This window comes from Polaribacter cellanae (assembly GCF_017569185.1).
Taxonomy (GTDB): Bacteria; Bacteroidota; Bacteroidia; order Flavobacteriales; family Flavobacteriaceae; genus Polaribacter; species Polaribacter cellanae.
This window is the reverse complement of sequence record NZ_CP071869.1, coordinates 2,746,532-2,760,339: the sequence shown is the minus strand read 5'-3', so window position 1 is coordinate 2,760,339 and position 13,808 is coordinate 2,746,532. Positions and strand designations below refer to the sequence as shown.

Here is a 13,808-nt window from a genome sequence, read left to right as displayed (position 1 = left end):
ACAAAGATAGTATTTCAAAAAAAGAAAACCTCACAAGTTATAAAAACGAGTGAGGTTCTAATTATAATTTTTTGTGTTTATTCTAAAACTAATTCCCCAGAATAGAATTGTAATACTTTTGTTTTAAATACATAATCGTATTTAGAACGGATCATTAAACTTTCTGCATTTACCAAACGTGTTCTAACCAAATCAAAATCGAATAGAGTTATCGCTCCATAATTGTAACGTTCTTGAGCATTTTTAAAAGCTTCTTTTTGTGCTTCTAAAGAAATTTTTGCGGCTTCGTATGATTTTGCTGCAGCTCTAGTATCTAAATAAGCTTTTTCTATAGTTTGCTTAAGTTGAATTTTTTCATTTTGTAGACGTGTTTCACTTATTTCTCTATTAATTTTAGATTTACTTACATTAACTTTGGTTTGATTTCTATTAAATATTGGAATACTTAAATTTAACCCAAAATTGTACCCTAAGTTATTATCTAATTGTGTAAAAAATCCATTAGGTTGTGTTATAAAGGAACCATCTGGTTGTTGAATAAGTCTTACGTCTTTCTCTCCTAATATAGTTTGGTACGAGGTATTTAAACCTACACCAAAACTTAATGTTGGAAAAAAACGACCTTTTGATATTTCTATAGATAAATCTGACTGCTCCAAGTTTAATTTTGCTTTTTCTATTTCTGGTCTATTTAAAAGAGCTTTTTCATAAATAAAATCAGCAGCATCATACAATAATGTTTCTGAAGGTGTACCTACATCAATTGGAAAAATATCAAAATTTTTAGCTGGTACTTGTAATATTTGAGCTAAATTTAGTAGTGCTAAGTCTAAAGCATTTTGAGTTGCAATAACATTTTGTAAATCGCTTGCAGCTGTAGATTGTGTGTTTAATAATTCTCCTTTTGCAATTGCACCAGCGTTAAATCTTTTTTCTGCACTTTCAATTTGTTTTTCACTTATTTCTGCTTGAATTTTTGCTGCATTTAAATTTTCTTTTGCAAATAAAATATTTAAATACCCATTAACTACATTTAATGAAATATCATTTTCAATTTGCTCTAAGTCTAACTTACTCCCTTCTACACCTAACTTTGCTTGCTTATAAGTATTTAAATTAATAAAACCATTGAAAAGAGTTGTACTAGAAGATAAGCCAAAACCATTACCTCTTGTATTTCTAGAAATTCTTGCTCCATCTTGTCCTAAGAAAGAACCAAAGTTAAAAGATTGTGATGCACTACCATTTAAATTTGGTAAGAAATTACCTTTAGCGTTTATAACTTCTAATTCAGAAGTTTCAACATTTAATTTATTCTGCTTTATGGTAATATTATTTTCTAAAGCATAATCTACGCATTCTTTAAGCGTCCATTGTTTCTGTGAAAAAGTAGCAATTGATGTTAATAATACTACAAATAGAATAAGGTTGGTTTTCAAAATCTTAAATTTTATATTGTGTTGATTGATTTTTTTTCAATAGTTGTACCAAAAAAAGCAAAATATTAAAATATTGATAACCATTTAGTTACAAATATTTAGTTTTTAAATGTGTATTAAAATCGAACACTTTTTATTTAAAAATGAACATTTTAACCTTTGTTTGCTATTGTTAAGACGACTAAATGTAAAATTTGTTACAAAACTAGCCTTTTATTGAAACGTTAAACTTTAGATTTTTTGTTATACCTGTAAATAGCGAAAAATAAAATGCCTACCAAAAGATAAGGAAACACCATTAAATAGCTAATTCCGTTATTTACTCCTTCTGCCATGGAAATGTCTCCATTTTCTACAACAGCTTTACACATCGCACATTGTGCAGATGCTGTTTCTATTGTTAAAAAGAATAAGAAAAATGCGAAAAAAAATTGTTTTTTATACATAATAAGGAGATATCATTAAATACACTATTACACCTGTAACTGCAACATACAACCATAATGGAAAGGTACGTTTTGCAATTTTTTTATGTGCTGTAAAATTACCCAATTTCGCTCTCATATACGTTGTTAGTACAAAAGGAATTATAACAATAGATAAAATAATGTGCGTAATTAAAATAAAATAATACACATATTTTACAATACCTTCTCCGCCAAAAGTTGTGGAGTCAGATGTCATATGATAACCAATGTACATCAATAAAAACAACAACGAACAAGCAATTGCTGTGCTGTTTAATTGTTCGTGTAATTTTCTATTTCCTTTTTTTATAGCAACAACTGCAGCTATTAAAAGAACAGCTGTTAAACCATTTATAGTCGCATAAATTGGGGGTAAAAAAGTTAATGGTTCTACATCGAAACCTAACTTTCTAAGATTTACTCCAAAAAGCGCTGCAACTGCAACTGGGATTATAATAGATAATGCTGTTATTATCTTTTTGTATTTTTTTTCTTGAGCTAAATTTATTTCATTATTACTCATCTAACAAAATTTTAATGTCTTCTTTTAATTCTTTTATTTGGTCTGGAAAACCTTTCTCTTCTAAAGCTCTATAATATATAATTGGGTTGCCAAATTCGTCTTTTCTAGATCTTATGTAACCTTCTTTATCTACCAAAGCAAATAAACCAGAATGCTCAAAACCTCCATGTTCTTCTTCTCCTTTTCCTGCATATAATTTAAATCCCTTATTGGAAAGTGCATATACAACATCGTCTTTTTTTCCTGTTAGCAAATGCCAGTTTTTCGAAGTTATTCCGTTGTTTTTAGCATATACTTTTAAAGTTTCTGGTGTATCTATTTCTGGAGTAATGGATATTGATGCGATTCCAAAATTTGGATTTCCAAAAAATTTATCTTGAATGGTAACCATTTTACGATTCATAATCGGACAAATGGTTGGGCATGTACTAAAGAAAAACTCTACAACATACACTTTACCATCGTAGGTTTTATTCGTTATTTTTTTGCCATTTTGATTGATAAATTCGAAATCTGGAACTTTATCTAACTTTACCAAATCCGATTTCTTAAAACGATCTACTACTTTTGGTACTGTGTAAATTCCAAATAATAATATCACAAAAGCAATTCCTATGTACGAATATTTTTTTTTCATAATCCTACTTCTTTTCTATCGGCTTTATTCTCGTTTTTATTTTTAAATGCAGCATAATATTCGTAATAAAGCACTTTTATATCGTCTTTTAATTTGGCATTTAATTCTGCAACAGATTGCATATTGTAGCCAAACAATTTCCCATCAATTGTACTATCTTTGTCAATTGTTCTTCCTCTTAAATTACCTTTTTTATCAATTAAAAATACTTTAGAGGTATATAAATTTGCTAGATTTTCGTTGGTTTTTAAACTATCAAACAAAATTTTTATTTCTTCTTTATTAGCCGCCACAAAATTCCATTTTGCCATATCTGTAAAAGCACTAATTTCTTTTTTTAAGGCTGTAACCTCCACTTCTTTGTCTTTTGGATAGATAGCTATAATTTGAAACTGTTTGTACTTTATAAAGTTCTTATAAATCTTTTCATTTAAATTAAAAAAACCACCTTTGTTTAGCTCGATGTTATCTCCTAAAAAACAAACTACAGAAATATGATCTTTAAATGTTTTTGAAGATTTTATTAAGGAAATATCTATAACATTCTCTGTTACCACAGGTAATTTGGTAAAATTATTTTTTCCTGTAGAAAGAATCAAGAAACATATTAAAGGAAAAATAAAGAGTAAAAATAATACAACTCTTTTTTCTGTAATTTTCATTGATTTGTATTTTTATAATCTACCGAAAAGTAATTTCAGCACAAAAAAAGGTGGTTAAAAAACCACCTTTACTATATTAAATTACCATTTTACAAGTGGCGATAATGTTTCGTATAAATATTCTCCTTCGATTAATAACAATGTAACTAAGTAAATTATTAGGAAAACTGCTGTCCAAACAATGCAACGTCTAAACCATTTTTTTTCTCCTTCTAAATGCATAAAAACCCATGCAATTCCATAAGCTTTCGCTAAAGTTAAGATAATAAATATCCAGTTTAGCCAGCTTGTTCCAGGACCATTTAAGTGCAATGCTTCTGGTTTAATTATTCCTAAGTAAACTTCTACTAAAGTAATAACAGAAAGAATACCAAAAACCATCCATATTCTTTTCGTATTTGATTCGTGTGCGTGTGCCATTTCTATCTATTATTTTAAATTATACTAAGTAAAAGAAGGTAAATACAAATACCCAAACTAAATCTACAAAGTGCCAATACAGCCCTACTTTTTCTACCATTTCGTAATGTCCTCTTCTCTGGTAAGTTCCAAGAATTACATTAAAGAAAATAATAATATTAATTATAATTCCAGAAAGTACGTGAAAACCGTGGAAACCAGTAATAAAGAAAAAGAAATCTGCGAAAATGGTATTTCCATATTCATTTACATGCAAATTTGCTCCTTCAACAACCATTTTAGTTTTTGCTAATTCTGCGATTCCATCTTCTCTAGAGAGAATTGTTTTCTTTTTGGTATCTACATTCATAAACTCTGTTCTTACTTGTATTGCTGGGTTTGCTTTGTAAGCATTTACAACTTGGTCTACAGAGTAGGTAGAGATTGTTTCTTCTTTTTCGAACCACAATCCGTTTTTTCTTGTGTGTTGTACTCTTTCGTCTGTTCTTTCTCCAGTAACAAAATCTGCCAAAGCAATTTGTTTACCATCTTTTACAAATTGTAATACTTTACCATCTGTAGTTTTAACGGCTCCATAAGAACCTTTTATAAAAGTGCTCCATTCCCAAGCTTGTGAGCCTACGAAAATAATACCTCCAATAATCGTAGCAAACATGTACCAAGCTACTTTATTTTTTTTCATTTGATGGCCAGCATCTACTGCCAATACCATTGTTACAGAAGAAAAGATTAAGATAAACGTCATAATTGCAACGTAAATCATTGGAAATTCTCCATGTACAAAAGGAACGTGAGTAAAAACCTCATCTGCAATTGGCCAAGAATCTATAAATTTAAAACGCGTTAAACCATAAGCTGCTAAAAAGCCAGAAAAGGTTAATGCATCTGAAACGATGAAAAACCACATCATCATTTTACCATAGCTAGCGCCAAAAGGTTTTGCGCTACCACCACTCCAGGTATCTTTACTATTAGAAGGTACAGCAATATTTGCTTCCATATAAGTTTTTTGTTAATTAATTCTTAATTAGTTTCGCAAAATTAATCATTTTTCATCACTTGATAAAATAGAAAAAGAAAAATAGATAAATCCACAATATATCCACGAAATGCCAAAAAATAGCACCAAGTTCAAAGCCTAGCATATCATTTGGTTTGTATTTGTATTTAAAATGATTATAAATAACAACAGATAGCACAATTATACCTGCTAGTAAGTGCAAAATATGCATAAATGTAATTCCAATAATAAAAGAGGTTGAAACTGTACTTTCTGGCCCTGTAAAATACAAACCAATACTTTTTAATTGATTAAAACCAACATATTGTTGCCAAATAAAACCAATTCCTAAAATTAAGGTTATAACTACCATAGTTAGTGATAATTGTCTTTTATCTTGTTTTAAAAATCGTTGTGATAAAAACAACGTAATACTACTTGCCACAATTAAAAAAGTACTAATATGAAATGCATCTGGTAAATCGAAAGAAACCCAGTCGTCTCTTTTCATACTAATTACATAAGCACTTGTTAAACCTGCAAAAAACATAACCATACTAATCATAGAAACCCATAACATAGGTTTTGCCGATTTCTTTTTGGCAACTGTTAATTCTTGTTCTAATGTTTGTTCTTGTATCATTTTATTTGGCTTTAACCACAAAGTGCGCAAAGATTTTTTTTTAAAACCTGTCTTTTATTTTCTTAGCGAACTTTGCGTTTTTCTTAGCGGTTTTTTCGGTTTCTTTTATTTTCGGTTCTTCTATTTAATGTAAAAATTTATCTACTACATATATAATTTGAACCACTGTTATATACAAAACACTAGATAACATTAATTTTCTAGCATCTATATTTTGTTCAGTTTTGTACAATCGTATTCCATAATACAACATCATTATTCCAAACAAAGCAACAATTACTGCTGTTGCTGGATAGATGTAAAATTCGCCAGAAACTCTTAAAACTGGAGCGATTGAAACCAAAATCATAATTACTGTATAAAAAACAATTTGTTTAATGGCTCCTTTGTTTTTCGTATTCATTGGTAACATATAAAAACCTGCTTTTTTATATTCTTCGTATTGTAGCCAACCAATTGCCCAAAAATGAGGGAATTGCCAGAAAAACTGAATCATAAATAAAAAACCTGCCTCTATACCAAAATTATTGGTTGCTGCAACCCAACCCAACATAAAAGGAATGGCTCCTGGAATAGCTCCAACAAAAACTGCCAAAGGTGTTACTGCTTTTAAAGGCGTGTAAACACTTGTATATAAAAATATAGAAATAGCACCAAATAATGCCGATTTTGGATTGATGCTATAAAGAATGGCAATTCCTAAAATAGTAAATGTAATTGCAACTATAAGCGCTGTATTTACAGACATTCTACCTGTTGGTAAAGGTCTGTTTTGGGTACGTTTCATTATTGCATCTGTATCTTTTTCGATAATTTGATTAAAAGCATTGGATGCTCCAACCATAAAAAACCCTCCTAAAGCTAATAGAAACAGCGTAAAAAAGCTTACAACTTCTGCCGCTAATAAATAACCTGCAACCGAAGAGAATACCACACTTAAAGACAAACCAACTTTGGTAAGCTGCTTAAAGTCGGATAGAATCGTTTGCATAGCTGTTTTATTATCGGAAATAACTGTTGTATTCATAAAACCACAATTGGTTTGCAAAGATATTTGATAAATATGAATTTACCATAATTTTTAACGAGGTTTTGACATCCAATATTTTATATTGATAAAACCTGCTTTTAAATACTTTTAAGATTGATAAAATTTAAACACAAAAAGTTAAATGCATAAAAAAACCCACTCAATAAATTGAGTGGGAAAATTGCTATGAAAAAGAAAAAGTGTGATCCACTGAGGAATCACGATTCAAATATAAGTAATATTTTAATTTAAAAAACAATTAATTCGTTAAAAATTATTAAAAATCTTTATAAAAGTTAAATAAGTCTGCTTTTATTCCTGCAGAAAGCCATACTGTATTGCCTTCTGGATAGGCTGTTGTTGCTACTTTTGGGCTAAATTTACGATACATAAAACTGCCAAAAAGGCTTAAGTTATTCGAAGGGTTTAATAAATAACTACCTTGAAAATCTGCAATAAAAATATTTGCTGTGTTTCCTTGTGCTAATTTATTTCCTGTGTCTCCAAAACGATCTTCGTAAGATTGGTAAATATTTCCTCCATAACTAACTGTTTCATCTACAAAATCGAATCCTTTTTTTCCTAAGGTTAATTTTCCATTAAAACTCCATCTATCTTTTGTATATCTTGCAATTGCAATTGCTTCATAAAAGTTTGCACCCCATAAATGACCCATTGGCTGACTGTAATTTCCGTAGTTTAAAATCGGCGATTTGTGTGCAAATGTGTAAGGTCTTGCATAGTTATATTCTAATTGAAGAAAAAGATTATCAATATTAAAAGCATTAAAATATTTTGCTCCTAATTGATACGCAAATTTATTTCTCCAATCTGCTAAATTGTTTAAATTTCCAACTGAAAATTCATCTACCACTAATTGAGAATATAGAGAAATATTATTGGTTAACTTGTATTTACCTGTTAAACCAATAATGGCATTTCCTGCATCTTCTCCTCTATTAAACTCTACAGATCTATAGAAAATAACTGGGTTTAAGAAACCAGCATCGAAACCTTGTTCTCCTGATGAAATTGCAGTTTCAAAAAAACCAATATTTAATTTTTTGGTAATATTTAAGCTTAGAAAATGTGCTGCAATGTATTTTCTTGCATGTTCATTCGGATTCGAGAGTGCAGAAATAGAGGGTTCTGTATTCCACATCCAAACATTGGTATATTGTAATTTCCAGAAATCGACTTTCATTTTTAAATAAGTCGTTGGCGAAGAAACATCCGAAAGTATAAAAGACCTATAACCATCTCCAATAAAATTTTTCCCATTTCCAAATTGAAACTGCATAAATTTATTGGGTTGATAAGATAAATATCCTTCTGCAACAGGATAATCGAAACTATCTTCTTTAAATCCTTTTGCTTTTCCTCTTCCTGGCACCAAACCTTCAGAGTTTTTTGGTCTTGTTAATAAAGAACGATTAGAAATATAACTATTAAAATAATCTGCAAATCTTCCTTGACTTTCATAAACAGTGGCAGAGTAAGAAAATTTATCGCCCAAACCTCCATTTACGGTTAAAATCCGGGAATTGTTATACGTATAAGAAACATCAGAATTGTCTTTACCTAATTGTACATCTAACAAAAAATCTAATGTTAGCCAAAAATCTTTCTTTTTAACTTGCAACAAATGTTCGTTCCAAATTTTATTACCAACCCAAGACCTTATTTCTGGTTTTAAAAATTTCTTTTTATGCTCTGTTAAGTTGAAATATTTATTAACTTCATTATACGTATAAGGTTTCGAAGCTGTGTGTGTTCCATCTGCTTTGTGCATTGCAAATTCATAATCTACATATCTTTGGTGTGTAAATGGAATGTTTAACTGGCTATTGTGTTCTAAGAAAGTAGAATCTGCAATTCTGCTTTTTTCTACGATTGCGAATAAATCTTCTTTTGGTGCTGTATTTTTTGTTATTTTTTTAACTTCCATATTTCTTACAATTGGAAATTTTATGGGAAGCTCGAACTTCATTTCTATATTGTGATTGTTGTATCTTGCTGGAGAAATTTTTGGAAATACTTTAAAAGCTCTTTCCACTTCTTTTTTTATAGCTTCGTATGGTGTGTTTACATAAATAATTTTAAACTCTCCCTTATCTGTAACCATAAACAAAACAGTAGCTACTCCTGTATAATTTTCGTTTTCTACGATTGGTGGCGTTTTAAATTCTGCAAAAAAATGTTTTTTGGTTGTTGATAGAAAACAGTCTTCGATATTAGAAATATCTGCTCCTTTACAAACATCGAAAACTGGATATCTTTCTGTTTGTGCGTAAAATATTGTGGGAAATAATAAAACTAGAAATACGTATTTTTTTAGCATCTTATAACTTTATAACTGTATTGTTTTTTAATTGATATTCTTGTTTGGTTTCTTTACAAATTGCAAAACCTTTTTCGTCGAAATTTAGTCTGTGCCCATATTCGCTAACCCAACCAATTTGCTTAGATGGATTTCCAACGACCAAAGCATAAGGTAAAATTTCTTTTGTAACCACTGTTCCTGCTCCAACAAAAGCATATTCGCCAATATTATTACCACAAACAATGGTTGCATTTGCACCAATACTTGCGCCTTTTTTTACTATGGTTTCTAAATATTCGTTTTGTCTTTTAATGGCACTTCTTGGGTTTATTACGTTTGTAAAAACCATAGAAGGTCCTAAAAAAACATCGTCTTCGCAAATAACGCCTGTATAAATAGAAACATTGTTTTGCACTTTTACATTTTTGCCCAAAATTGCTCTGGGAGAAACCACCACATTCTGACCAATGTTACACGCTTCTCCAATTTCGCAATTAGCCATAATATGACTAAAATGCCATATTTTGGTGTCTTTTCCAATAGCACAATTTGCGTCTATTATTGCAGTTTCATGTGCGAAATAATTTTTCAAAATTAATATTCTTCTTTTGTGTTTATTTCTTTAGTTACAATTGCTTTCGAAGAAGAGGTCCCTATTCTATCTACTCCTAAAGAAAGCATTTTTAAAGCGGTTTCGTAATCTCTTACACCACCAGCTGCTTTAATTTTTAATGGTTTTGCGTTTTCGGAAATTATTTTCATAATTTCTAAAGTTGCTCCATTTGGTTTGCCATTTTCTGTCTTAAAAAAACCTGTGGAAGATTTTACAAATACATTTTTTGCGTTTTCTTCTCCGAAATTCTCTAAAACGATTTTTTTAATCAATTGTGAAATTACAATTATTTCTTCATTTGTTAAGGCTGCAACTTCTATAATCCATTTTGCGACTTTATGGTTTTTAAGGCAAAGATTTGTGCCTTTGGTTACTTCTTGGGTTATTAAATTAATGTTTCCTTCTTTAAAAGCTTTGTAATTTATTACAAAATCTAACTCGTCTGCGCCTAAATTAATGGCTTTTTGTGCTTCTTGTAATTTTTCTTCTATAGTAGATGTTCCTTCATGAAAACCAATTACAGTTCCTGTTAAAATAGAAAATTTTGCATCTGCTAACAATCTTTTTACAATAGAAATGTATTTTGCGCGAATCATAATTAACTTATAATCGTACAGAATTGCTTCTTCTACCAATGCAATTACATTTTGCAAATTTTCTGCTTCAGAAATTTGTGCTTGTGCTGCAGTTTTTAAATAGGTAGCATCTAAAAATCGATTGATATCCATCTTACAAATGTACTAAAACCTTGTATTAAGTATGTAAAGAGATTTCATTTTTAAGTTGCATAAAAAAACCCAACTTTTCAGCTGGGTTTAATTGTTTTTTATTCTACACTAAAAGAGATGGGCAGTGTGTATCGAACTCTAACAGGTCTGTTTCGTTGTTTTCCTGGTGTAAATCTTGGTAATTTTTTAATTAAATCGTTGGTTTCTTTTTCCAATTTTTTATGAGGTGCTCTAATTTTAATATCGACAACGTTTCCTTTATCATCTATTAAAAACTGCGTTTGAATTTTATATTTCCCAGCTCTTAAACCTAATTCACTTGCCAAACCAGCGTCGAAATTACGTTGCACGAATTGTTTCATTTTTTTATCGAAACAACGTTTATTTTCTTCTTTAGATAAACCTTCACAACCTTTAAAAACGGGTGCATCTTCAATATTTATAAAAGGAACATCGTTTACAACAGGGTCTTCTTCAGGAATATCTACTGTTACAATATCGTCTAGATTTAAAACTACTGGATCTTCTTTGGGAGTATCAACAATTGTTTCAGTTATATTGTTATCTACTTTTACAACCTCTTCTGGAATAAAAACTTGAGGTTTTTGAGCTTGAGGTTTTGGTTTTGGTTTTACTTCTTTTTGAAAAACGAAATTTTCATCGGGTTCAATATAAATTTGTTCTACATTGCTTATTCCCAGAGTTTTTATTGTTTTTTCTTCGGTTTGGTGTTCTAAGGTGATGTACACAACAAAGAGCACTAATACAAGTCCTAACTGAGTAAAAATGTTAGAGAACTTTTCTAATTGTTTGGTTGGTAGTTTTTTTAGGTTTTTCATAATTAGAAAGTTTTATATGTTAAGACTTTGTTAAATCAAAGTTCGTGCCATAAAAAACAGCATTAAAATTTCTTTAATGCTGTTTACACAATTAAAAATAATAACCCCTAATTAAAAATTGATAATTGTGCTATTTATTTTATAGGACACTTTACCAAGTATATGTTTCGTTGGTATTATAATCTGTATAACTTCCTGTTCCATTTGCATTCCATTTAAAAAGAGCCGATAAAAAAGAACTTTCGTACACTTTTATACTTCCAGAATTATCGCTTGTATTTAATTCTAAAACGAGTTTGTTATTGTCTGCTTCGAATTGAATTTTTGTAATTTCGTTGGTAACCCACCATTTAATGGTAGATACAGTTTGGTTGTTTGCATATAAACTAACTTCTGCATAACTACCATCTTTTAGTTGGTAGCCATCCATAAATTTCCCAGTAAAATCGCTAGATACAATGTTGTAAGTAAAAGAATATCGATCGGAATTTTCTGTTATTGTGTACGTAATTGATGTTCCATTTGCAGACCAAGTGTAAGTTTTAGATGTAAAAGAGTTAGATTTTCCAGCAAATTTTCTTGATAGTTTTGCTGCTACTGCATTTGTAGGAACTGTAAATAGTGTTGCATAAGAACTTCCTATTGTTTTTAGAAATTCGAATTGCGCATTTGCTTGCTGTGCATATTGGTTTTGTGAGTTTGATAAATTGGAAGGAACAGCCATATTTTTAATGTCCTCTACAAAGTTTTTCATAACAATTTCAGACAGTTCTTGTTCTTCTATATCGTTATTATTACTGCTACAAGATGTAAAAACAATTGTGCCTATAAAAGCTAAAATTGTAAGAAAAATTTGGGTGCTTTTTGTTGGTTTCATAATTTCGATTTTTAATTAATTATTAATTTTTTTGAAGTAATTTTATTTGCTGATTTTATTTTGATTAAATAAATTCCTTTTGAAAATTCGGAGGTATTCAACTCTATTTTAGAAGTGTTGTTTACTTTTTTATGGAACACCTTTTTTCCTAAAAAATTATAAAGGCACATTCAGAAAATAGGTTATTTTTAGAAATGTAGCTAAAATTGAGGGCAGAATTATTTAAATTCTACCCTCAATTTTTGTTTTAAAGCTGTTTTAAGGGTTCAGTTTCTTAAAAATTTCCCGACAAGACATACCTCTCCCGTAAAACTATATTCAATGCTTCAAATTTAGGCTACTTGTTGTGCTGTTTTAGCTATTTTTCTTCGGCCAATTTCAAGAGCATTCCCTGTGTGTATTCCAAAGAATATCCATAGAATTTCATTCTTTTTAGTTTTGGCTTTTATTTTTCGTAAGTGATAATATTCTTTATCCTTTCCAAAAGAACCTTCTAATCTTGTAGCTCTTTCTTTTGCGATAATAGCTCTAAGTTGCTTTTTTTCTTTATGATTTTTCGGCTTTTTTCCCTTGGGGATAAAGTCTGTTTCTATGTTCTTAGAACTACAGTGTTTTCTATTTTTATTGGTGGCATAAATTTTATCTGCTCCAGCTATTTTTACTTTTTTTCGAGTTAATCCTTGTGCTTTTTGGACTGTTTGAATAAAACGATTTCCTTCATGAAATGCATTAAAGTTAATATGTTCGATAAAGCTAATTCCATCAATTTGAACTTTGTTAACTTTTGCTCCAAATTCAACAGGTTTTACTTCCTTTCCTCGAACAATAGGACGAATATAATCCTTTTGAATGCTTACAATTCTATCTTTGATTTTTTCTCCTGTATCAAAATGATCTTTTTGTTGTTTGTAAATCCTTTGAATTGTATTTATTCGCTTATAATACAAAGCTATAAACTCAATATTGTGATTTTCTGACAACTCTTTTTCAAAGTTGATAAATTTACTTAACAGATTGAGTAAACCTCGGGTTAATGAAATACGTTTCGACTTGGTTTTTCTTCGCATTTTACTAAATCCTTGATAACGCTTTTTCCACTTGATATATTTACTTCTAATCATTTTAACCCCTAATATAGAGCAGGTTTTACGTAATTGATTGTACAACCAATGAACCGACTCCCAAAGTAATTTTTGGATGCTAGGGTAACGAACTTCACTTTCATAACAAGTAGCATCCATTACAATTTGATTGGGGTTTTCAATTTCGTTTTTCCAAGAGTTGAATAGAATTTTTTCTATGGAATTAATATCGAGTTTCTCTGCTAATTCACAACGTATTTGGCTCACTATTTTATAGTTTGTTAAACGTTCAAAACCTAGTTCTATATCACAGAAAAATTGATAGTCTAAATTCGAGTTTAGTTGTTCAATCAATTTTCTATCTGAACAATTAGCATAATGTTTTAAAAACATTAAACCTAGTCTTCCTTTAGGGCTAAAAAGATAGTTTCTCCCTTTTGATTGTTCAGAAATACCAAAAGAGCTAACTAAATCATTCCAAGGAATTGCAGAGTAGATTTTACCTAAATCTCCCTCTAAAAATCG

Annotated in this window: 16 protein-coding genes; all 16 read right to left on the bottom strand. The window is 29.8% G+C overall.

Features of this window, described 5'->3' with window-relative positions:
• Nucleotides 1-77: 77 nt before the first annotated feature.
• The 16 genes from J3359_RS12450 to J3359_RS12375 all read right to left on the bottom strand — a co-directional run bounded on the left by J3359_RS12450 (nucleotide 78) and on the right by J3359_RS12375 (nucleotide 13,781).
• Complete coding sequence (locus J3359_RS12450; RefSeq protein ID WP_208077181.1) at nucleotides 78-1,439, bottom strand: TolC family protein; 1,362 nt, start codon at nucleotides 1,437-1,439, stop codon at nucleotides 78-80.
• 224 nt (nucleotides 1,440-1,663) lie between these two features.
• Nucleotides 1,664-1,885, bottom strand: coding sequence for a hypothetical protein (locus J3359_RS12445; protein ID WP_208077180.1), 222 nt, complete (start codon nucleotides 1,883-1,885; stop codon nucleotides 1,664-1,666).
• Entirely contained in the window at nucleotides 1,878-2,429 is a 552-nt protein-coding gene (locus J3359_RS12440; protein ID WP_208077179.1) for a DUF420 domain-containing protein, read from the bottom strand. Before J3359_RS12440 ends, J3359_RS12445 begins: the two co-directional genes overlap by 8 nt.
• Entirely contained in the window at nucleotides 2,422-3,066 is a 645-nt protein-coding gene (locus J3359_RS12435) for an SCO family protein (RefSeq protein WP_208077178.1), read from the bottom strand. The genes J3359_RS12440 and J3359_RS12435 overlap by 8 nt, the downstream gene beginning before the upstream one ends.
• Complete coding sequence (locus J3359_RS12430) at nucleotides 3,063-3,728, bottom strand: hypothetical protein (RefSeq protein WP_208077177.1); 666 nt, start codon at nucleotides 3,726-3,728, stop codon at nucleotides 3,063-3,065. The genes J3359_RS12435 and J3359_RS12430 overlap by 4 nt, the downstream gene beginning before the upstream one ends.
• An 81-nt stretch (nucleotides 3,729-3,809) precedes the next feature.
• Entirely contained in the window at nucleotides 3,810-4,148 is a 339-nt protein-coding gene (locus J3359_RS12425) for a cytochrome C oxidase subunit IV family protein (RefSeq protein WP_208077176.1), read from the bottom strand.
• A gap of 19 nt (nucleotides 4,149-4,167) precedes the next feature.
• Nucleotides 4,168-5,148 (bottom strand): cytochrome c oxidase subunit 3, encoded by a 981-nt coding sequence (locus J3359_RS12420; RefSeq protein ID WP_208077175.1) that lies wholly within the window; start codon nucleotides 5,146-5,148, stop codon nucleotides 4,168-4,170.
• Between the two features lie 55 nt (nucleotides 5,149-5,203).
• Complete coding sequence (locus J3359_RS12415; RefSeq protein WP_302850223.1) at nucleotides 5,204-5,812, bottom strand: cytochrome c oxidase subunit 3; 609 nt, start codon at nucleotides 5,810-5,812, stop codon at nucleotides 5,204-5,206.
• A gap of 103 nt (nucleotides 5,813-5,915) precedes the next feature.
• Entirely contained in the window at nucleotides 5,916-6,818 is a 903-nt protein-coding gene (cyoE, locus tag J3359_RS12410; RefSeq protein ID WP_208077173.1) for a heme o synthase, read from the bottom strand.
• Nucleotides 6,819-7,098: 280 nt separating this feature from the next.
• Complete coding sequence (locus J3359_RS12405) at nucleotides 7,099-9,162, bottom strand: gliding motility protein RemB (protein WP_208077172.1); 2,064 nt, start codon at nucleotides 9,160-9,162, stop codon at nucleotides 7,099-7,101.
• 1 nt (nucleotide 9,163) lies between these two features.
• Complete coding sequence (locus J3359_RS12400; RefSeq protein ID WP_208077171.1) at nucleotides 9,164-9,736, bottom strand: acyltransferase; 573 nt, start codon at nucleotides 9,734-9,736, stop codon at nucleotides 9,164-9,166.
• A 2-nt stretch (nucleotides 9,737-9,738) separates the two neighbouring features.
• A complete protein-coding gene (deoC, locus tag J3359_RS12395) occupies nucleotides 9,739-10,485 on the bottom strand; it encodes a deoxyribose-phosphate aldolase (protein ID WP_208077170.1) in 747 nt (248 codons plus the stop codon).
• A gap of 98 nt (nucleotides 10,486-10,583) precedes the next feature.
• The gene (locus J3359_RS12390; RefSeq protein WP_208077169.1) at nucleotides 10,584-11,324 is read right to left on the bottom strand and encodes an energy transducer TonB; all 741 of its coding nucleotides are present in this window, start codon (nucleotides 11,322-11,324) and stop codon (nucleotides 10,584-10,586) included.
• 151 nt (nucleotides 11,325-11,475) lie between these two features.
• Nucleotides 11,476-12,201 (bottom strand): hypothetical protein, encoded by a 726-nt coding sequence (locus tag J3359_RS12385; protein ID WP_208077168.1) that lies wholly within the window; start codon nucleotides 12,199-12,201, stop codon nucleotides 11,476-11,478.
• Between the two features lie 11 nt (nucleotides 12,202-12,212).
• Complete coding sequence (locus J3359_RS18545) at nucleotides 12,213-12,371, bottom strand: T9SS type A sorting domain-containing protein (RefSeq protein ID WP_367890375.1); 159 nt, start codon at nucleotides 12,369-12,371, stop codon at nucleotides 12,213-12,215.
• 162 nt (nucleotides 12,372-12,533) lie between these two features.
• Nucleotides 12,534-13,781: a transposase gene (locus J3359_RS12375; RefSeq protein ID WP_496559663.1), complete on the bottom strand. Its 1,248-nt coding sequence runs from the start codon at nucleotides 13,779-13,781 to the stop codon at nucleotides 12,534-12,536.
• Between the last annotated feature and the right edge of the window lie 27 nt (nucleotides 13,782-13,808).